Origin of the sequence: Alishewanella longhuensis, assembly GCF_014653435.1 — a bacterium.
GTDB classification, from domain to species: Bacteria; Pseudomonadota; Gammaproteobacteria; order Enterobacterales; family Alteromonadaceae; genus Alishewanella; species Alishewanella longhuensis.
The window spans coordinates 114825-136774 of sequence record NZ_BNAO01000009.1; the positions used below are offsets into that span (position 1 = coordinate 114825).

The 21950-nt window shown below is 47.7% G+C and carries 13 protein-coding genes; 7 read left to right on the plus strand and 6 right to left on the minus strand.

Translation table 11 applies throughout. From position 1 onward, the window contains the following. Positions 1 to 90 precede the first annotated feature (90 nt). Entirely contained in the window at positions 91 to 2334 is a 2244-nt protein-coding gene (locus IE163_RS15395) for a TonB-dependent receptor (RefSeq protein WP_189433883.1), read from the plus strand. Between the two features lie 54 nt (positions 2335 to 2388). On the opposite strand, the gene IE163_RS15400 is transcribed toward IE163_RS15395, so the two are convergent. Both IE163_RS15400 and IE163_RS15405 read right to left on the minus strand, forming a co-directional pair. Continuing rightward, positions 2389 to 3981 carry a serine hydrolase gene (locus IE163_RS15400; protein ID WP_229833600.1) on the minus strand — a complete coding sequence of 531 codons (1593 nt, stop codon included), beginning with the start codon at positions 3979 to 3981 and terminating at the stop codon, positions 2389 to 2391. Positions 3982 to 4070: 89 nt separating this feature from the next. Beyond that, a complete protein-coding gene (locus IE163_RS15405; RefSeq protein WP_189433884.1) occupies positions 4071 to 4691 on the minus strand; it encodes a flavin reductase family protein in 621 nt (206 codons plus the stop codon). 147 nt (positions 4692 to 4838) lie between these two features. Here IE163_RS15405 and ltaE point away from each other — a divergent pair, with 147 nt between their 5' ends. The 4 genes from ltaE to gloA2 are packed head-to-tail and all read left to right on the plus strand — an operon-like array spanning position 4839 to position 8679. Further along, positions 4839 to 5918 (plus strand): low-specificity L-threonine aldolase, encoded by a 1080-nt coding sequence (ltaE, locus tag IE163_RS15410; RefSeq protein WP_189433885.1) that lies wholly within the window; start codon positions 4839 to 4841, stop codon positions 5916 to 5918. Between the two features lie 50 nt (positions 5919 to 5968). Continuing rightward, positions 5969 to 7255, plus strand: a complete 1287-nt coding sequence (locus IE163_RS15415; protein WP_189433886.1) for an amidohydrolase — start codon at positions 5969 to 5971, stop codon at positions 7253 to 7255. A gap of 54 nt (positions 7256 to 7309) precedes the next feature. Continuing rightward, positions 7310 to 8284 (plus strand): tetratricopeptide repeat protein, encoded by a 975-nt coding sequence (locus IE163_RS15420; protein ID WP_189433887.1) that lies wholly within the window; start codon positions 7310 to 7312, stop codon positions 8282 to 8284. After that, complete coding sequence (gene gloA2 / locus IE163_RS15425; protein WP_189433888.1) at positions 8284 to 8679, plus strand: SMU1112c/YaeR family gloxylase I-like metalloprotein; 396 nt, start codon at positions 8284 to 8286, stop codon at positions 8677 to 8679. Before IE163_RS15420 ends, gloA2 begins: the two co-directional genes overlap by 1 nt. Positions 8680 to 8844: 165 nt before the next feature. On the opposite strand, the gene ppc is transcribed toward gloA2, so the two are convergent. Further along, a complete protein-coding gene (ppc, locus tag IE163_RS15430) occupies positions 8845 to 11475 on the minus strand; it encodes a phosphoenolpyruvate carboxylase (RefSeq protein WP_189433889.1) in 2631 nt (876 codons plus the stop codon). Between the two features lie 219 nt (positions 11476 to 11694). Continuing rightward, positions 11695 to 14547 carry a TonB-dependent receptor plug domain-containing protein gene (locus IE163_RS15435; protein ID WP_189433890.1) on the minus strand — a complete coding sequence of 951 codons (2853 nt, stop codon included), beginning with the start codon at positions 14545 to 14547 and terminating at the stop codon, positions 11695 to 11697. 379 nt (positions 14548 to 14926) lie between these two features. On the opposite strand from IE163_RS15435, the gene IE163_RS15440 reads away from it, so the two are divergent. Further along, complete coding sequence (locus IE163_RS15440) at positions 14927 to 15670, plus strand: LytR/AlgR family response regulator transcription factor (protein ID WP_229833601.1); 744 nt, start codon at positions 14927 to 14929, stop codon at positions 15668 to 15670. Between the two features lie 80 nt (positions 15671 to 15750). Further along, complete coding sequence (locus tag IE163_RS15445; RefSeq protein ID WP_189433891.1) at positions 15751 to 16464, plus strand: VC0807 family protein; 714 nt, start codon at positions 15751 to 15753, stop codon at positions 16462 to 16464. A gap of 259 nt (positions 16465 to 16723) precedes the next feature. Here the strand turns inward: IE163_RS15445 and IE163_RS15450 are convergent, their stop codons facing one another. Together IE163_RS15450 and IE163_RS15455 are read right to left on the minus strand one after the other, a co-directional pair. Beyond that, positions 16724 to 17560: an ion transporter gene (locus IE163_RS15450; protein WP_189433892.1), complete on the minus strand. Its 837-nt coding sequence runs from the start codon at positions 17558 to 17560 to the stop codon at positions 16724 to 16726. 112 nt (positions 17561 to 17672) lie between these two features. Then, the coding region (locus IE163_RS15455; RefSeq protein WP_229833602.1) for an Ig-like domain-containing protein at positions 17673 to 21950 on the minus strand (4278 nt) is incomplete at its 5' end.

A 21950-nucleotide genomic window follows, 5' to 3' on the forward strand; every position in this document is an offset into this window, starting at 1 on the left:
CTGTGGTCACTCCAGTGTGGCAAACCTGGCAGTAAACAAGAGAGTTTACTCAAACACAACGCCCATAATTTAAATGAAGGTATCACGTTAATGACCCTATTCGGCAAATCGGCCTTAGTGGCAGCAGTTCAGGCTGCGCTCTTTGGGACAACACTCGGTTTTTCTCCTGCCTTACTGGCGCAGGATAGTGACAAAAACCTGGAGACTGAAGAGAAAAAACTGGAAACCATTACCATTACCGCGCAACGGCGCAGCCAGAGCATTCAGGAAGTGCCGATTTCGGTAGCGACCTTATCGGGCGAAAAGTTTGACAGTATTTTCTCCTCAGGCGATGACATTACTGCGCTGGCCATTAAAGTACCAGGCTTATATGCAGAAAGCTCTAACGGCCGTGCGGCACCGCGCTTTTATATCCGCGGTTTGGGCAATACCGATTTTGATTTAGCGGCGTCACAACCGGTATCCATCGTGATGGACGATGTGGTGATGGAAAACGTGATCCTGAAAAGTTTTCCGCTATTTGATGTGCAGCAGGTTGAGGTGATCCGTGGGCCACAAGGTACCTTATTTGGACGTAACACAACTGCGGGCATTATTAAATTTGATACAGTAAAACCACGGCAAGATTTTGATGCTTATTTAAAAACAACCGCAGGTACCTTAGGTACAGCGCACTTCGAAGGTGCTGTTGGTGGTGGTTTAACAGACTCACTGTCTGCCCGGGCCTCTTTCTTATCACAACATCGTAGCAACTGGATAGACAACAGCTTTACCGGCCAGAAAGATGTAATGGGTGGCTATGATGAGCGTGCCGGTCGTGTGCAGTTTTTATATGAGTCCGACCAGGTTGATGCCTTATTAAACGTGCATAGCCGTAGCTATGATGGTACCTCTACCATCTTTCGCAAAAATATCCTGACACCGGGCAGCAATAAGCTGAACGAAAATTATGATCGCGATGTGGTTGCCTATGATGCATCGGGTAATAACGTACAAAGCTACGATGCCTGGGGTACGTCATTAAAGTTAGACATTAAATTTGATGGTATGACGCTGACCTCTATTTCTGCCTTAGAGAAAGCAAAAGGCGGCGGTATTGGTGATATTGACGGCGGAAATCCGAACCAAGCCGGTCCAGCAAACCCAGACTCAGCAGTCACTGAAGATCAGTTAAAAGATTTAAAACAAGTGACTCAGGAAATTCGGCTTGCCAGTGATACTAGTAGCGCACTGAGCTGGCAAACCGGTGCTTTCTATTTTGACTCATCATTTGGTGTAAACACCATCGATGGTTTTTTTGGCGCAACTGAAGTCTTTCATGGCAATACCAGTTGGGCACTGTTTGGTCAAACCTCGTACAAGGTTAACGATAAGCTAACCCTGACCGGTGGTTTACGTTATACCGAAGATGAGAAAACCTTCTCTGTCGGTCAGCAAAACGTGGATGGCTTTGCATTGGTCATAGGCTTTGCAGAGATACAAGATTATGCGCCGATCAAGGTTAAAGACGATCAGATCAGCTGGGAGCTAAGCGCTAACTACCGCTTAACCAACACTACCAGCCTGTTTGGCCGGGTAGCAGAGGGCTTCCGGGCACAAACTATTCAGGGCCGTGATGTCGCTTTTGAAGCACCGCCTTCAGTAGCAGATGCGGAAACCATCACCTCCTTCGAAGTAGGTACTAAGTCTGATTTATTAAACAATACGCTGCGCTTAAATGCCGCCTTGTTTTACTACATTATCGATGACATTCAATTATCAGCTATTGGTGGGCAAACGCAGGGCAACCAGTTAATTAATGCCGATAAAGGCACCGGTTATGGTTTTGAAGTCGATTTTGATTATCGCGTCCTGCAGAACCTGAGTTTAGGCGGTGGTTTTAGCTATAACAAAACCGAGCTAAAAGATGACACCTTAACGGTGGCGCCGTGCGGCTCAGGACTGTGTACCGTGTTAAATCCAACCACAACCGATGGCTTGGCGTTGATTAATGGCAATCCATTTCCACAAGCACCGGAAACAATTCTAACGTTAAACGCCCGTTATGATTATCCATTGCCAGGTGGTGAGCTCTATGTATTTGCCGATTATCAGCGCCAGGGCAAAACCAACCTGTTTTTGTATGAGTCTGCCGAGTTTCATACCAATAACAACTATGAAGCGGGTTTACGGGTAGCTTATATCAACTATCAACATAACTACGAAGTAGGTGTGTTTGGCCGCAATATCACTGATCAGGACAACTTAAAAGGTGCTATCGACTTTAGCAACCTGACCGGTTTTGTAAACGAGCCAAGAGTTATTGGTGTCGATTTTAAGATTAGTTTCTACTAATCGTTGAGTTGGGCTAAGCCAATACAAGTAAGGGGCAGCATCAGCTGCCCTTTTCTATAGCTTACTCCTGAGAAACTGCATATCCCGATATTCATGGCGCTCCCCAGGCTCTGCAACATAAGGCTCTAACCGAAAACCGGTTACCTGACGGCGATTATTTAGCTGAAAGTGAATGAGTGCAGGGCGTGCCACATTAGCATCATGCCAACGCACTACAAAGCTGTGATCGGCAAAGGGTTCTAATATTCCTTGTAAATTTTGCATGCGCGCCGATTGAAAACTTAAACCCGTTTCAGTTTGGGTAATGCTAATAGCACCAAACCAGCGATCGGCATAGGTTCCCGCGTAATCCTGTAGTGCCAGCAACACCTCGCCAGTACCCACCGGTAACGCCGCAGCACCTGTACCTTGCGCCCGGCGTTGCTGTTGTTCAGCATAATAGCCCACCCAATCGCGCTGTAGCTCGGGTGCTAAATAATACTTTAATACCGTTTGTACCACCGCCTGTCGTGCGCCGCTATTCGAGCCATTGTTAAGCACCACTAAGCCTAGCTGCCGATCCGGTATCAATACCACATGCGCCTGAAAGCCCGACAAAGTGCCAGTATGGTGGACAACCTTAACACCATGCATATCGGCCATGCGCCAGCCTAGGCCATAAGCACTAAAGTTAGTAAAATCCAGCTCCCGATCGGTAGCTGATACGCCCATAATGGTGTGCGGCGCCCACATTTGTGCCAGCTGCGCCCGGCTAACCGGGGCGGCGGTTGTTGTGCCGGCTGAAGAGAGTAAAAAACCCAGCCATTTACTCATATCGCTGGCACTACAAACAATGCCTCCGGCGGCGGCTGACATTAACATAGCACCGTTAATTGCATTACGCTCAATAGCCGCAAAACCGTCAGTACCACTAAAGCTATACGGTAAGGCCACATTTTGTAGGGCGGCCTCTGGCATTGGACCGGCGTAGCACTGCATTTGCAGTGGCTGAAAAATACGTTCGGCGACAAACTCATGCCAGGGCTTAGCCGCTACCCGGGCCACCAACTCTGCTGCAGTTATGTAGAGCACATTGCTATAGGCATAATTGGCCCTAAAACTGGTTAGCGGTGTAAGGTAGCGCAGATTGTGGATCACTTCATCCCGGCTAAAACCACTGGGTTCAGGCCAGATCATGCTATCTCCTGCCGCACCGGCTAAACCGCTACGCTGACTAAGGAGATCCCGTACTGTAAACTCTGCCGTCACCCAGGGATCTTGCATTTTAAATTCGGGTAAATGCTGTATTACCTTGTCGTCCCAACTTAGCTTACCCTCGTCGACCAAAATCGCTACGCTGGCGGCAGTAAAGGCTTTTGAAGCAGAAGCCAGCCGAAAGTAGGTGTCGGCCGTTACCGGTGCGGCAGATGACAGCTCACGCTCACCATAACCGGCCAGATGCACCAGCTGACCATCTTTGACCACGGCCAGTGCCATACCGGGTGTATCAAATTGGGTTAAGGCAGCAAGCGCTGCTTCATCAAACAGTGGCAGTGTCGTCGCTGACAGCTCGCTGGCAGATGCCGCCGCCGTCTGCCCCACAGTGAAACCCAGTATGATCGCAGTAACTAGTGAAAAAGCGGTTTGGCGCATCTTGTTTTGGTACATCTTCTGCTCCTTCTTTTTATTCTTAACAAGCGTTGGTGCTTTGACGCGTGCCTGCACACCGACAGCAAAGCAGCCATTACGGCTATGTACTAAATTTTAGGGCGCTGTAGCGTAAATTTTTGGGCAGCACTTAACGCATAATAATCCCCAGGCCCACCGCCACGTAGCACGGGATCAGCCGCTAAGGTATCGAACACACCATCCTTTAACAGTTTAGGATCGATATGCACACCTATTACTTCGCCCAAGACCATCCAGGTGTCCAGTTGCTTACCAGACGCCGTATTTAATGGAAAAAGCTGTGTTAGTTTACATTCAAAGCGTACTGGGCTTGCTGCTACTTGCGGTGCCCGAATGAGTTTCGAAGGCAGCATCGTTAAACCCGCCAGCTCAAATTCATTTACCTCTGGTGCTACACTGGCGCTCGTCTGATTCATAGCATTAACCAGGCTACGATTTACCAGATTCCAGCAAAACTCACCGGTTTGCTGGATATTTTGCACTGAGTCTTTCCAAGCGGTACTGGCAAAACCAATAATCGGTGGCTGATAATTAAATAAATTAAAAAAGCTGTAAGGCGCCAGATTCACCTGGCCGCTATTACTCACACTCGAGATCCAGCCTATTGGCCTTGGCGCAATAATACTGTTCATTGGATCATGCGCTAAGCCATGACCCAGCCCAGGTTCAAAAAAATAATCGACTGCCATTGTGACTCCCACTCTCCCTGAAGACTGCTGTATTCACTATGTTAAACCGCTATCGCTATCCAGCCGCTAACAGCCTCAGAATACTTGCTTTTAGCCTGCCAGCAATCTAGCCTGAGCGCCAGTGCTAACTGAAAAAGATGAGACCAGATGCCAGATTTTCGCAGTGATACGGTAACCAGACCCAGCGCCGCCATGAAAGCGGTAATGTTTGACGCCCCTTTAGGCGATGATGTGTTTAATGATGATCCCAGTACACTCGCCTTGCAACACTATGCGGCTGAGCTACTGGGCTTTGAAGCCGCCTTATTTGCGCCCAGCGGCACCCAAACCAATTTAATTGCCATGATGAGCCACTGCCAACGGGGTGATGAGGCTATTGTTGGCCAGCAATGGCATACCTATAAGTGGGAAGGCGGTGGCATGGCGGTACTGGGTTCGATTCAGCCACAGCCCATCGCCCTGCAACCCGATGGCACACTTGCAGTTACAGATATTGTCGATGCCATTAAACCAGACGACCCACACTTTGCCCGTACCCGGCTTATTGTGATTGAAAATACCGTAGGCGGTAAGGTGTTACCCCTTAGCTATATGCAGCAGGTTGCCACCCTGGCGAAACAACATAACTTACAATGCCATATTGATGGTGCCCGCCTTTTTAACGCGGCTGTGGCCTTAGCCCCGCAGCATCAGCTTAGCCCACAACAGATGGCGAAAACGCTGTGCCAGGGCTATGACTCGGTGTCCATTTGTTTATCAAAAGGCTTAGGGGCCCCCATTGGCTCATTATTGTTAGGCTCGCAGGAGTTAATAAAAAAGGCCAAGCGCGTAAGAAAAATGCTGGGCGGTGGTATGCGGCAAACCGGGCTTTTGGCGGCAGCAGGCCATTATGCCTTGCAAAACCATATTGACCGACTGGCGGAAGATCATGCTAATGCCCGCCTTTTGGCCGATGGCTTAGCGGCCTTAGCCGGGCAAGGCCGCTTTGCCGAGCTACTTAGCGTACAGCCACCCCAAACCAATATTCTGTTTACCGATTTACCAGCGATGCTGGCTGACGAGCTGGTTGCCTTTTTGGCATCAAAGCAGATACAACTCACCAGCAGCAACTATGCCAGTGCCAGCGGTACACTAAAACGGATCCGTTGGGTGTGTCATTTAGATATCAGCACTGCCGATATCCAACACACACTGGATTTATTAAGCCAATTTGCGCATAGTAGCTAACACCGCTCGCTACCGCACTTTCAACAACATCCTCAGCCCGGAGATCTACCATGCTATTACGCCCGCTTGCTGCCGCTATGTTACTTGCCACTCTGGCCTTTAACCCCGCCTCATCACATGCCGACACCTTAAGGATCAGCCCGGAGCTGGAGCAACAGGTTATTAGCTGGCGCCGCGATTTACACCAACACCCTGAACTTAGTAATCGTGAGTTTCGCACTGCTAAGGTGGTGGCAGAGCATTTACAGCAATTGGGATTAACCGTACAAACGGGTATTGCCCATACTGGTGTCGTGGCCATTTTAGATAGTGGCAAACCTGGCCCCTTTTTAGCCCTACGCGCCGATATGGATGCGCTACCGGTCACAGAACAAACAGATTTGCCGTTTCGCTCTGTTGCTAAAGGGGAGTATCGCGGTAAAGAGGTTGGCGTAATGCATGCTTGTGGCCATGACTTACATGTTGCTATGTTGATGGGTGCAGCTGATTATCTGGTTAAACACAAAGCGCAGCTAACTGGCAAGGTGATGTTTATTTTTCAACCGGCCGAAGAAGGCGCGCCATCCGGCGAAGAAGGTGGCGCGGAGCTGATGTTAAAGCAAGGCCTGTTTGCCAAAGAGAAACCCGAAGCGGTATTTGGCATCCATGTCTGGGCACCGGCGAATACCGGTGTAGTGCAGTATCGCTCCGGGCCATTAATGGCCTCTTCTGACCGCTTTGAAATAACAGTAAAGGGCCGGCAAACCCACGGTTCAGCCCCTTGGGGCGGCGTGGACCCTATAGTGGCTGCCGCGCAAATTATTAATAATGTGCAAACTATAGTTAGCCGCCAAATTAATATTACCAAAGCGCCAGCGGTTGTCAGCTTTGGTATTGTTGAAGGCGGGGTGCGCAATAATATTATTCCGGACGAAGTCTATCTGGAAGGTACCATTCGCAATTTTGATATGGGTATTCGCCAGCAAATTTTTGGCTTACTGAAAAGAGCAGCAGAAGCGAGTGCGGCTGTAACCGGGGCTGAAGCAGAGGTAAAAATCGTAGAAGGCTATCCGGTCACACTGAATAACCCTGAGCTTACTGCACGCTCTTTACCCATATTGCAACAGGTAGCAGGTGTAGATAAGGTACTGGAAAGCCCGCTGGTAACAGGTGCTGAAGATTTCTCTTATTATGCACTGGAAACACCTGGCCTCTTTGTGTTTTTAGGTATTACTCCTGAGGGACAGGACCCGGCGAAAGCACCGGCCAATCACTCTCCGCATTTTTATGCTGATGAGAAAGCGCTAAAAACCGGTACAGAACTCTTTATTAACTGGGTATTAGCGTATCAGCAATAAACTTTTGCTGAATTAGCAGGTCTTAACACGGTCAATAAACTTACAAGGAAGACTATGAAACATATTTTTACGCTATTGCTGCTGGGTGTAAGCTTTAATACCATGGCCAATACTGAGCTGGAACAGCAGGTAGCAGCACTTTTGCAACAAAAAGCCTATGCGGATGCGAAAGCCATACTGGCGCCAAAGGTAAATAGCAAAACCAAAGATGCGTTTTTGCTGGCATCTTTAGGCCGCAGCGAATTAGCACTGGGTGACGTAGAACAAGCTGAGAAGCTGTTAGCTCGGGCGGTAAAAGCAAAAGCAGATAATGCTGAATACCAATTCTGGTATGGCCGTGCCAGTTGCGATGCCGCGCAACAAGCCAGTATGTTAAGTGCCTTAGGGCTGGCCAAACGCTGCGCTAAAGCCTTTGAGCAAGCACACCAACTGGCTCCGGAGAATGCCGAGTATCTGCAGGCGCTTGCTAAATATTATGCGCAGGCGCCGGGTGTAGCCGGTGGTGACAAAACCAAAGCGATGGAACTGACTAAAACCTTACAACAGTTGGCACCGGTAAAAGGCCAATTACTGGAATTAGAGCTACTGTTACAGCAAGATCAAACCGAGGCGGCAGAGGCCTTATTAGCACAAGCCCCTGCGTTACAAAGCCGCCCCGAACCGTATTTTTTACAGGGCTTAAAACGGGCACAAAGCCGTGATTACCAGGGCGCTATGCAGCAATTTGCGTTAGCCAGCGAACAAGACGCTGCCGATATCGACGCCGAGCGCAGCCGTTTAATGGCACTATATCAATTAGGCCGGGCCACAGTGCTGGCAAAAGCCGAACATCAGCAAGGTATTAACGCATTACAACGTTTTTTAGCCGACGACAATACGCCAGCGGAATTTACTGATTGGGCACAGTTCCGCTTAGCCCAACTCTATTTAGCCACCGAACAAAGGCCGGCGGCCGAGGCACTGTTAAAGCCATTACAAGACAGTACCAAAGACAACAATTTAAAAACTGAGATTAAGAAAATACTGTAATGCAACAACCTACCTTTAATGGTATCCATCATGTGGCGCTGATTTGTAGTGATTATCAGCGCAGCAAAACCTTTTATACTGAGGTGCTGGGGCTAAAGATTCTGGCTGAGCATTACCGCGAAGCCAGGCAATCCTGGAAACTAGACTTACAGCTAGCCGACGGTAGTCAGCTGGAACTGTTTAGCTTTCCTGGTGCGCCGGCACGGCCCAGCCAACCTGAAGCTCAAGGACTGCGGCATTTGGCCTTTGCGGTAACCGATCTCGATCATTGGGTAAGTTACCTAAAGCAACAGGGTGTTGCAGTGGAAGCCATTCGGGTAGACGAATATACCGACAAGCGTTTTACTTTCTTTCAGGACCCAGACGGGCTGCCGTTGGAGCTTTATGGGCTTTAACCGATCACGCAACTGCGGTTTTTTCTAAACACGCTGCTTTCTGATTCGTTTTGATAAAAGAGAAGCTTTGCCTGCTCGCAATAACAGGCGCCATCTTAGCCGTTATCATCCTTGACTAAAATGGCGCTACACTGGGCCTAGCACGCTAGACCAACTAGCTTTGCGTTAACCCGAGTTACGCATACCCGCCGCAATACCGGCAATGGTTACCATTAGTGCCCGGTTACTTTGCGCACTGATCTGATCCGGCTGCTGCCGCGCACGCTTTAACAGCTCGACCTGCAGAATATGCAGGGGATCAACATAGGTATTGCGCAGCATTATCGACTCGCGGATCCAGCCCTCTTTTGCCATCAGGGTATCGCTATGGATCAGTTTTAATAACAGTTCACGATCTGCCGCTAATTGCTGCCGCAGTTGCTGGCCTAAGCCCTGCAGCTCCTCAGGAACTAACACCTTATCGTAATAAGCTGAAATTTCAGGATCCGCTTTTAGAAATACCATTTCCAGCATCGATAGACGGGTAGCAAAGAATGGCCATTGCTGCTGCATCTCATCTAACAGGGCACTGTTATCTGCAGCGACCGCTTTGGCCAAGGCATTACCCGCGCCAAGCCAGGCGGGTAACATTAAGCGGTTTTGCGACCAGGCAAAGATCCAGGGAATAGCCCGCAAGCTCTCAACACCACCGGTTGGGTTACGCTTAGCCGGGCGGCTACCTAGAGGCAATTTACCCAGCTCTTGCTCTGGCGTGGCGGCACGAAAATAAGGCACAAAGTCTTTGTTATGCCGCACCACAGCCCGATACGCGTCGCAGGAATCTGCCGCTAACTGGCTCATCAGCTTACGCCAACTGGCTTTAGGCACTGGCGGTGGCAATAGCATGCCTTCTAATACGGCGCTGGCGTAAAGCGCCAGGCTGCGCACAGCTAACTCAGGCAAGCCAAACTTAAAGCGGATCATCTCGCCTTGTTCGGTTACCCGTAAACCGCCCGCCAATGAACCCGGTGGCTGCGATAAAATAGCCGCATGCGCTGGGCCACCGCCACGGCCAATAGTACCGCCACGGCCATGGAATAAGGTTAACTTAACACCATAGTCGCCGCTCAGCTTAACCAGAGCTTCCTGCGCACTATATTGCGCCCAGGCCGCTGCCAGTACACCGGCATCTTTGGCCGAATCAGAATAGCCAATCATCACTTCCTGCCGGCCATTAATATAACCCCGATACCAATCAATGCTCAGTAACTGCCGCATACAATCGGGCGCATTTTGTAAATCGCTTAAGGTTTCAAATAGGGGAGCGACTGGCATCGGGAAGCTAATGCCCGCTTCTTTTAATAACAATTGTACCGCTAATACATCAGAGGGTTTGCCAGCCATCGAAATAACATAGGTACTCAGTGCCTCACTGCCATGCCGGGCCACGATATCGCAGGTATCCAACACTTCCTGCACCTCGGCAGAGGGCTGCCAGCTTTTGGGGAATAATGGCCGCTTATTGGCAAGCTCGCGCAGTAAAAAGGCCTGGCGATCACTTTCCGTCCAGGCGCCATAATCGCCCAGCCCCAGATAACGGGTAAGCTCGGCAAATACCTCTGCATGGCGGCCAGCATCTTGCCGTACATCTAATTTCAGCAGGGTTAAACCAAAGGCATAAGCCCGGCGCAGGGTATCCGTTAAACGGCCACGGGCAATCAATTGCATACCATTGGCGAGTAACGATTGATAACAGAGTAACAGCGGTTCCAGTAATTGCTGATTGTGCCAGAGTAAATCAGCAGGACGTTGTAACCGATCATGCTTTAACGCTTCGGTTAACCAATCGCGGGTATAAATAAGTTGCTGCCGTAACTTGTTTAATACCGCACGATAAGGCTCAGAAGCTTGCTCACTGGCGGCTAACAACTCTGCCGTTCCTGTGTTCATCGACAATTCGGTAGAAAGTAAATCGAGATCATGAATAAAGAGGTCTGCGGCTTTCCAACGACTGAGTAATAATACCTGACGGGTTACTTTGGCCGTAACAAAAGGATTACCATCGCGATCACCGCCCATCCAGGAAGAAAAGCGGATCGGTGCCGCATCCAGTGGTAACCCAGTGCCCATGGCTTTATTTAAGTCTGCATCGAGCTCACGTAAAAAGTCGGGCACCGCTTGCCAGAGCGAGCTTTCGATCACCGCAAAACCGGATTTGGCTTCATCTACCGGTGTCGGGCGTTGCTCGCGGATTTCATTGGTATGCCAAGCCTGGCTAATTAACTCCGTTAGGCGTAATTGCAGCTGTTGCTGCTGCCAGGGCGTATGTTGCTGCTCCAGCTGCGCTAAACACGCCGCGATTTCACTCAGTTTATGAATAAGGGTGCGGCGTGCGACCTCGGTGGGATGCGCGGTGAGCACCAATTCTATCGATAGATCCCGCACGGCCTGATTGATATCACCTTTTTGCAGTGCGGCGTCTTTTAAGCGCTGAAACAACTCGGTCAGCGGCTCTGGTTTCTCAATACTGTGCCGACCCGCCTGGCTAACACTAAAGTGTTGCTCGGCCAAGTTTGCTAGATTTAAAAACTGGGCAAAAGCCCGCGCTACCGGTAATAACTCATCGTCGCTTAGTGCGGTTAAGACTTGCCGTAACTGCTCAGCCTGTTTGCTATCGCCCTGCCGTGCCTCTTTAGACAATTGGCGAATTTGCTCCACTCGCTCTAGTACCGCATCACCCAGATGCTGACGCAGCGTTTCGCCCAGTTCTGTACCCAGTAACCCGACATTTGCCCTAAGGGCAGCATATTGATCCATACCCGTGCTCCACTGCTTATCGAAAAGTTCTAACCACCCTAGCCTGTTCTGTGTTGGTACTCAACTATGATGTGTTTCAGCCACCCAGACATTTTTTCACCACGTGCGATCACTTAATATAAAAAAACCAGCGCCCCCAGGGAGGAAGACGCCGGCTTTAACAAAACATTTGGAACTAAGCGCTACGCGATAGCTGCCGTGCGCTTAGTCTAGTAGTGATTAGAAGTCGTATTTCACCCCAGCCGTCAGACGGCGACCAATCACATCAAAGGCTGCACCTTCTGCAAACACACCTGGTTGACGTGGTGGGTTTCTGTCAAACATATTCAACACACCGGCCCGCACCTGTAAATTATCCGTCACATTGTAACGTGTCGTTAAATCGAAGGTGGTGTACGATGGCACATCATTGTAATTGTTCACGTTAGGCGACCAGGTATTAGACAATACCGTAGCTGAACGATGCGTCATGGTTAGCGCTGCAGAGAAACCGTCATAGGTATAGTCTGTAGTCCAGCGGTGTTTCCACTTAGGTCTTAATACCTCGCCAGTGTTAATCACTTCATCATCCGGACGGCCTGTCGAGTTGTACATCCGCTCTTGCAGATAAGTACTAATTAAGCGGAAACCAAAGTTACCTAATTCAGTATCGATCCGGTAATTCGCTTCAATATCAAAGCCTGACGTACGGCTAACTGCAGAGTTAACGGGCTTCTCGAAGTAATTCACAATTTCTTTGGTTTCTGGATCACGCTCAATCAGCGGGCAGTAAGGGTTGTCTAATGAGTCTGACTGATAACATAACGTCACCAGGGCAGTGCCGGTGAAGCTGTTAATCATATTGTCGATATCAAACTTCCAGTAGTCCACGGTCAGACTTAAATTTTCAATAAAGTCTGGGGTGTATACAAAGCCAATAGTGATATCTTTCGCCACTTCGTTCTTCAGATCGGTATTACCGACAATAAAGCCCGGCCGGGTTGAGCTAAACCAATCTTCAGATGGCTCGAAGGTGGTTGGAATACCCTGAGCCGCACAGTTTGCCCGAATATTATCGGCATATTTTTCTGGTAACGCATTAGCACGACTTGATGCGCACCAATCGGTAATAGAGCGGAAGGTTTGACCTGGTGGGTTATATAACTCACCAATATTCGGTGCACGCACCGATTTAGAGCGATTTACCCGGACACGTAGCTCATCATTAACTGCCCAGTTTACGCCAATTTTCCAGGCCGTATCGTTACCTGACGTTGAATAATCCATCCAGCGGAAGGCACTTTCAAAGGTTAAGGTGTCGGCAAAAGGCAGATCGGCTAATAAAGGTACTGAAATCTCTGCCGCCACTTCACTTACATCAAACTCACCCGCTAAAGGAGCAGATTGGTTGTTGAATAGTAAACCATCGCGCATTGCAGGATCAGGCAGGGTGTCAGCTTTTTCTTTACGATACTCTGCAGTTAAGGCACCTGCTAAACCACCGGCTGGCAATTCGAACAACTCGCCGCTTACCGAAGCCCCTATCACGTGCTGTTGAATAGAGGAGCGACGCATCGCATCCGTGCTAACCCAGTTATAGGCAGCCTGATCGTAAATACCACGACCAAAAATATCCAGTGGTAAACAACCGTTAGCACGTGCGGCTTCACTACGACACACCACTTCGCCACCTACCACTATTGAATCTACCGCATCATAAAAACGCTGTTCAAACATTTCGCCATACCATTCGGTATCGGCCTGCACATGGCCCGACGTGGCATACACCTCGTATGAATAATCACCAATATACCCTTCTAAACCTAAGGCAAGGCGTGCCAAGGTTCTGTCCTGGCTATAACGGCGATTACCGAAATCAGACGCCAGATAGCCCATATTCACCCGACCATTTGGATTGTCAACGTTAGCAGTACTTAAGATCAGGTCACGCGCCGCCTGCGGTAGTAAGGCATTATCACCAAAAACACCAAAGGTCATAAAGGCTGGTGAACTTTCACCATAAGCGTCTGATTTAGAGTAAGTAAATTCGGCAGTAAAGGCATGATTGTCATTGATATCGTAATTCATGCTGGTGAAGAAATTTATCCGATCAAGCGGCGTTCTTAAGAACTGGTTTTCCGCAAAGTCGTACCCTTCACCACCCAGATAGTCTACCCGGCCATTTGGGTTTGCTGGCAGTGCTTGCCCTAAGCCCATCTGTTTTAATTGACCACTATCAGAGAAGTTATAACGCTTACCACCAACCACAAAGGTACCGGTTTTATCATAAGCCGCTAATACCTGACGCCCATATAGGCCTTCAAACACCGCATTAGGTTCTGTTTTTGGATCAAAATCATCAGCACCAACCCGAGGGTTTCTGATAACAATAGGCGCATCACGTAAGTAATCGCGATCCATATAGCTAATTTGTTTTTGGCGTGCCCAGCTTAAGTTGGTGATAAAAGAGGCTTTGCCTGCTTCAGAGCCAAAGGTGATAGAGGCGTACTCTTCTTCACCACCGCTCTGTGTTGGCTGCGTAGTCGAAACATCGACAGTGATACCATCATAAGATTTTTTGGTAATGATATTTACCACCCCTGCGATGGCGTCAGAGCCATATACCGCCGAAGCACCACCGGTGGTAATTTCTACCCGTTCGACGATAGCCGTTGGGATATTGTTTAAATCTACGGCTGAGCTACCTGGTGCACCAGCAACAAAGCGGCGGCCATTCACTAGCACCAGAGTGCGGCTAGAACCCAAACCACGCAAATCGGTATTGTTTAAACCGCTGGCAAAGACTGTATTATTGCTGGTCTCTGGTGATAAACCTACCAGGGTGTTCGGCATCTTGTGCAATAAGTCACCGACGTTAACCACACCTGCTGACACAATAGCATCACCCGAGATCACCGTGATAGGCGTAGGCGCCAGTTCACCAATACGTTTAATACGTGAGCCGGTAACTTCAATTCGCTCAACCTTCGCCGTTTCTTCCTGCGCCATAGCTGACGTACTCAAACCTGCTAAGGCAACTGGAGCAGCCAAGATGGCCAAACGCACGGCGTTATTTAATCTTGATCTTTGCATAATATTCCCTCTGGATCACAGCCATTTGCCGACTGCGTTGTTATTAGATGTTTTTGAAGTGCTTAAGAAGCATGCAACCCGCGCGAAGCTACTGCTGCTGCACGATGGGGTCTAGCGAAAAGACACAAAAAGCAGGGTTGCTGTGGCTAAAGGTATGAAATACGGGATGAGCGACTAAGTAAAAACAAGCAAATTTGCAAAAACTTGATTATAAAAATAACAATTAAGCTACCAATAAACTTGTTTTCGGGACGAGATGGATACATTCACGAATGTATCTGGATTAAACTAGACGCTGTTTCTACTTGGCTGGCTGAGGAGCGGTACTCCCCATGTTTATCACTTATTCTAATTGCTCATTTTTGCATTAAGCGAACCAATGATGAAATTAAGCTGTTTAATCGTGGACGACGAGCCCCTATCACGTGCAGGCATCCGCCATTTGCTTGAGCAACAACCACAGTTTGCCATTGCCGCCGAGACAGATAACGGCGCAGATGCATTGAAACTGGCCAAGTTGCATCAGCCGGATATTATTATTTTGGATGTGGAGCTACCTGTTTTAGATGGCTTGACGGTACTCAAACAGCTCAACCACCAGTCTGCGGTGATCCTTTGTAGCGGTTCAGCTGATTACGCAGTGCATGCCTTTGATTTAAGCGCAGTAGATTACCTGCTAAAACCCTTTAGCCCAGGTCGTTTTCAACAAGCATTACTAAAAGCGTGCAGCCGTATTATTGACACCTTGGTTACAAACAAGGCAGAACCAACACTGCAGTATGTCGATCGTTTAACTATCCGTGATCCAGGTCGCTTGCGATTGGTTGATGTTAACGATATCCGTTGGATCCAAAGTGCCGGTAACTATGTAGAAATTTATGTTTACTCTCAGGCTAAATGCTACTTGCTGCGCGAGAGTATGACGTCGTTACAACAAAAATTAGATCCGGCGCTATTCGCCAGGGTGCATCGTAGCTACTTAGTGCGTAAGCAAGATATTGCCGAGCTTAGACCTGGTGATAAAGGCGATGCGCATATTATGCTGAAATGTGGTGCAGTGTTACCGGTATCGAGACGTCATCGTGATCAGTTGGCTGAGATGTTCGGTTATCCAGAGCAATAACCTTGCGACTACACTTAACACTGCAGCTTACGTTTGTTTACCGTTATACTGGCGACTCAACAGTTAGGAGCTTTTTGGTTATGCGTAGTAATCCCGAACAACAAGCCAGTAAGAAAAGTAGCGGCTTTTTATCCAATCTTTTAATTAATGTTGTTATCCCAGCAGTCATTTTAAGCAAATTTAGCGGTGAAGCTCAGTTAGGACCAGTGTGGGGCTTGATAGTGGCGCTGGCCTTCCCGGTATGTTTTGGCATTTGGGATTTAAAACGCGCGGGCAAAGTAAACTTTTTTTCGGTACTAGGGGTGATTAGCGTACTACTTACCGGTGGTATAGCACTATTAAAATTGGATGCTGAATATATTGCGATAAAAGAGGCTGCCATTCCCGGCGCTATTGGTCTAGCCGTGTTAATTAGCCAGTACACTCGCTATCCTCTTGTAAAGAAATTTATTTTAAATGGTGATTTGCTAGATACCACTAAACTGTATCAAGCCTTGGACCAACGCGCTAACACAGCGTTATTTGAAAAAAAGCTAGCCCAATCCGGCTACCTGGTTGCCGCATCGTTTTTTCTCTCATCGGCTTTAAATTATCTACTCGCCAAAATTATTCTGGTGAGCCCACCGGGCACGACCGCCTTTAACGAGGAGCTGGGTAAAATGACCTGGCTAAGCTATCCGGTAATAGTGCTCCCCAGCATGCTGGTATTGTTTTTTGCTATCTGGTTTATGTTTAGTAGCATTAGTAAGTTGACAGGTCAGGATTTGGAAAGTTTTATGCACCAAGCGGAGTAGGTTCCGACTAAATACTCCACCTCAACTTATTGGATGCCTGGCCAGGCTGACAATAGACTGACGCCCATGAGCATAAAACTAAGCTCATTGAAAAGGCTGATGCTCCTGTCACTAAAGCAAAAGCAGGGAGTTTCCAGAGAGCATTGGCATAAAAGGTTTGTTAGACATTTAGCGTTAAAGCACCAGACTAGCGTTATTAAATTTATACGGCACCGCCGCAACAACAGAGCTATCTTTGCTGCGGCACTGTCCTAAGCTGCTAGGTACTATCTTTCGGCGGCAACTGAGCTCGCAATGCTGCCAATTCAGCCTGCAGCTGCTGCATTTGCGCCACTAAATCCTGTTGTAGCTGCTGTTTCGCATCAATTTCTTCTTTATGCTCTTCGTCATGCATGCTTTGCACAGCATTCACAATAACCGCAATAAACAGGTTTAACATGGTGAAAGTCGCAATAAGGATAAAAGGCACAAAAAAGGCCCAGGCATAAGGAAACTGTTCCATCACCGGCCGCGAAATACCCATAGACCAACTTTCCAGGGTCATCACCTGGAATAGGGTATAAAGCGTAGCGCCTAGACTACCAAACCACTCTGGAAACGCCTCACCAAACAACTTAGTCGCCATTACCGCCGATACGTAATAAACCAACCCTAACACCATGGCAATAGACAGCATGCCATTCAGTGATTGCACCAAAGCGCCGACGATTTTTTTCATTGAAGGCACAAAGGTCAGCACCCGCAGCACCCTTAACACCCTGAGCGCCCGCAATACCGCAAAAGGCCCGCTGGCAGGCACTAAGGCAATAGCCACTACAATAAAATCAAATAAACTCCAGGCATCTTTAAAAAAGGATAAACGGTGTGCATAAATTCGTAGCACAATTTCCACTACAAATACCGTTAAAATAAGTTTGTCTAACCATATTATAGGGTCAGCCGCGACCGCCATAACCGCAGCGGAGGTTTCCAAGCCTAACAAAGCAGCATTTATTAAAATTAAGGCCAATAACGTATGTTGCAACCAAGGCCTAGCTAACAAACTTAGTACTTTTGCTTGCAGGCCGGCCGGTGCAGGTACTGTTAACTCATTCATCTAGCGCACTCCAAATTATTTGGCGCTATTATAAAAAAGAAGAGGCAAATAGCAATTTGCCTCTTCTAATTAATGTTAACGCAAGACTAAATGATGTTTACGGCTTACACCATTAGATATCGCCTTTGTATTGCAAGATATGGTCGATAATATCTTGCTCGGTCATATCGTTTACACTTTCCAGCACAATTTCTTGGGTAACATCTGAAGATGGATCCGTCTTGATACGAATTATCGTATTACCACCTTCAAACAGCACTTCCAGATAATCACCCCAGTTATCTTCATCTATACCCGGTAATAAATCACCCAGCACCAACTTGTCACCTTCAGTTAGGTTGAAATCTTTTACGATATCGCGTGCTGGATCACCGGCTTCACCTTCATCACCTAGTTCCCAAACAAAGGTATCTGCTCCTGTACCACCATAAAGGATGTCGTTACCGGCACCACCGTAGATAGTATCGTTACCGCCCTGGCCATAAATAATATCATCGCCAGCACCACCTTTAAGGACATCATTACCGCCGCGAGTGTCGCCAGCAACATTGAAGTCAGCATGGTTATCGCGAATATATTCATACAACTGCGCATCGGTTGGATCTGTGCCACCATTTTGCAGTTTTAAGAATACCTTTAAGCCATTTAGACCAGCACCCTCAACCAAGTTTGCCGGGCGACCACCAACGCTTGCCCAATCTAAGACATTGCCATCGGTATTCACCACATCACCGAAGATAATATCGTTACCGTCACCACCGTTGATGGTGTCGTTGCCGACAGCAGCCAATTCATTATTAGTTGCACCCGATTGTAATGCCGCTTCTAGCTCGCTAGCGGAATCGATAACGGTTGGCTGACCAACTGCTCCAGTTACAATTGCTGTCCCAGTAACTGCAATATTATCAATACGTATTTGCAGGTCTGACTGGTTATTAGAATTATCTAGCAGGACAAATTGCAAGCGATAAGATCCTGATGACAGATTGTTAGCCGCCAGCACAGTAGTGAAATTTGTTTCCTGAACGGATAGATTACCACTAGCTACAACCGTACCATTTGAATCCAATAAGCGCCAATTTGCAGTGTCGTTAGCATTATTATCACTAAGACCTCTAAACTGGAAACGAATACCTCCGTCAGTCCCGACATTTATTGGCTGTGATGTAAATGTAGATACCTGTTGTTGGCCACTGTTTCGCGCATCACTTAAACGAAGATAGTCATTGTTTGTGCCATTGTTATTAATAACAGCTACTGCACCGTTGCCAACCAAAGACCAACCGTTCGCACTATTAATGCCAGTTGTTCCACCATCAGTAAAGCTTGCAACCGTAGTCCAGCCCAAACTGGCTACAACTGAGCCTTGTCCAATAGCGTCGCTGTTATCAAAAAACTTCAAGAAATCTTGGTTAACGCCTTCACTACCAATACCTACAGCAATTACCGAACTCAAATTACTCAGTGGCAGGAACGCGTTAACAGATTCTTGTAGCACTACAGCCGTAGTATCTGAACCGTTACCTCCTATAGAGCCATCATTGTTTAGATAATATGTTGGATCTCCATCGGTTAAGAAGTAAGTGAGGTTTTCAAAACCGACCGAGGGTTGAGCGCCAAACCAAGTTACAGCTGAATTAAATGCTGCTTCGTAGTTAGTACCTCCAGATGCAACTAAATTATTAATAGCGGTTATCAAGTCATTTAACGCAGCTCCGTTTTGCAAATTACTTGCTTGGAACGCAACCGTTGCATTCATTGCAAAACCAATTAGGCTTAAATTCACAACACCATCATGCCCTGCCAAATCGTTAGCCAGTTTATTCAGCGCCGCTTTAACTAATGTCATTCGAGAGGCTGCAGGGTCACTTGTAATGTTACCTGCCAAGTTCCGTGCCATACTGCCTGATGTGTCAACAATTAAGGCAATATTATAATTTGTGCCAGGTGTAAACGTTAATAGGCTACCTCCGATATCTCCTAACAATACATCATTACCTGCACCACCACTAATAGTGTCATTTCCGTTGCCAACGGTAGTGATGCGGCCTATATCGATATTAAAATTGTAATCTGCAGAGGTATCAATACCACCATTTGCAGTGCCGCCGTTATCTTGCACGTTGAATTTAAAGGAAGCGGAAGTACTACCATTGTTTGCCGCGGTGTAGGTTAGCGCATTACCAGCGATATTAGCTACGCTAATACTCTGCCCTACAACCACTGGAGCACCATTTAAGAAAAGTGTGCCATTAGCAGGTAGCTCAGTAATAATTACATTTAACAAGTTATGCACTTGACCTGTCGCCGCATCAACTGCATCAGCAAAAGCAAAATCACTTAGTTTAAATGTATAAGTACTGTTACTTTCTGAAATTGTAGTACCGCTATCTGCTGAAGTTGGCGCATCGTTAACTGGCGTAACGGTAACAGCCAGTGTTGACGTAACAGTAGTAAAACCGTCAGTAACACCAAAGCTCACTACCGGTACTACACCATTCCAGTTTGCCGCAGGTGTGAAGGTATAGGAGCCATCAGCATTAACCACGAAGGTACCAACGTTTGCAATATTTGCACTAACGCCAGCGCTATAGGTATTGCCATTCACCGTAAAGGTTGTAACGGCCAATATGTCTCGATCTGCGTCATCGGCGCCATCTAAGACATTACCCGTTGCTTCACCATCCTCAAAAATAGTCGTTTGCTGTGGTTGCAGAACAATCTCTGCATCGTCAGGCTCAGGAATTGATAATTCTGGTGCATTACCAATATTAATTACCAGCTCGGCGCTAGCGGCAGATCCATCTTGGTCTTGCATATAATAGGTAAAGCTATCTTCACTGTTTTCAGGCACTACAGAGTAAGCCAAGCCATTGATCACAAAACCAGCGTTTGAATTTTGGCCATTGGTATCAAAGCCAACACTAATATAGCTAAATGGACCTGTTACATCATTTTCCGAGATATTCAACGTCGCGACTGTACCGTTGGAGTTCACCCCCTCAAAGGTACCCGTTCCGACCAAATTACCTTGGGCATCATAAGCAGACCAAATTGAGTACTGAGCTTGCGAGGCGTTAAATTGGTTTACACTAATCGCAGCGGATGTTGCCGGCCCACCAAGATTAATCACAACATATTCACCATCATCAACTTTACCAGATTGACGTATAGACACCCCAACCCCTGGTTTGCTGCCGCCATTCCAACTAATCGCATTTTGTGCAGCTACAGTTAAAGCGCTTAAATTCAAGTTGCCAGAGCCATTTACCGGCGCGCCAACAAAACCAAACAGATCAACGCTAGATGTCCACTCCGCTAAATTGGAGCCCGAGACAACAACTGTAGTATTTACTGGGTTTGCGGTGTAAGTGTAACTTCCATCTGCATACAGCTGTAAAGTTCCCGCGCCGGTGGTCAATTCAATATACTGCTTCCCATCGCCATCTGTTTTCACATCTGCCGGATTGTTAAAGTTAACACTGCCCGCTGTTGAATGAGATACACCCGTTACACTTAACGGCTCGTCTAAGCCGGAATCATTGGTAAGCACATTACCAGAGGTAGACTCGCCAGCTACAACACTAGCCTGATCGTCTTCAGCGGTTGGCGTGGAGTCACTAATACCGACTTTAACTTGTATCCAGTTAGTAGCGCCACCAAAAGGATCTATAGCCTGATAATAGAAACTATCGACATCAGGTGTCGCATCCGCATGATCCCTTACCACATTAGTGGCATCATAAGTAAAGGTACCGTCAGCATTCATGATCACTACACCACCAAAAGCAGTAGTTATAGTAGTTACACCATTTGCTGTTACCGCACCAGAACCATTAGCGTTAGCTGAGAACTGCGTTACAGTTAGTGAATCACCATCTGGGTCAACATCGTTTACTAGTACGGAACTAAAGTCTGTAGCACCTGTGCCTTCAACAATGCCCGCTGCCCCTAAATATTCATCTGGGTTGCCAACAGGTGGCTGGTTCACGATAGCGACATTTAACGTCGCTTCTACCGTGTCACCATCTGCATCTGTTATCACAAACTCAAAGCTATCTGTCTCACCAGTAGTGTTCGGGTTCGCCTGATAGCTGTAACTACCATCGACATTGACCGTTAAGGTACCGTGTGTACCTATAATTTGTGTAGGATTACCCACTGTCGGGATCGCAAATGTTTCGTTATTCACCTCCAGACTGCCCGCGCCATCCGCACCAAAGTCATAAGACAGGCTGCCTGCCACAGCCCCCTCTGTACCACCAGAAACTACTTCTAACGCGTCACCTACGCTTATGGTTGGTACATCGTCTACAATAGTGATCACCACAGTACCGTTCGCACTGGTCCCGCCTACACCTGCTACCGACACCGCAATGCTGTCCGTCAA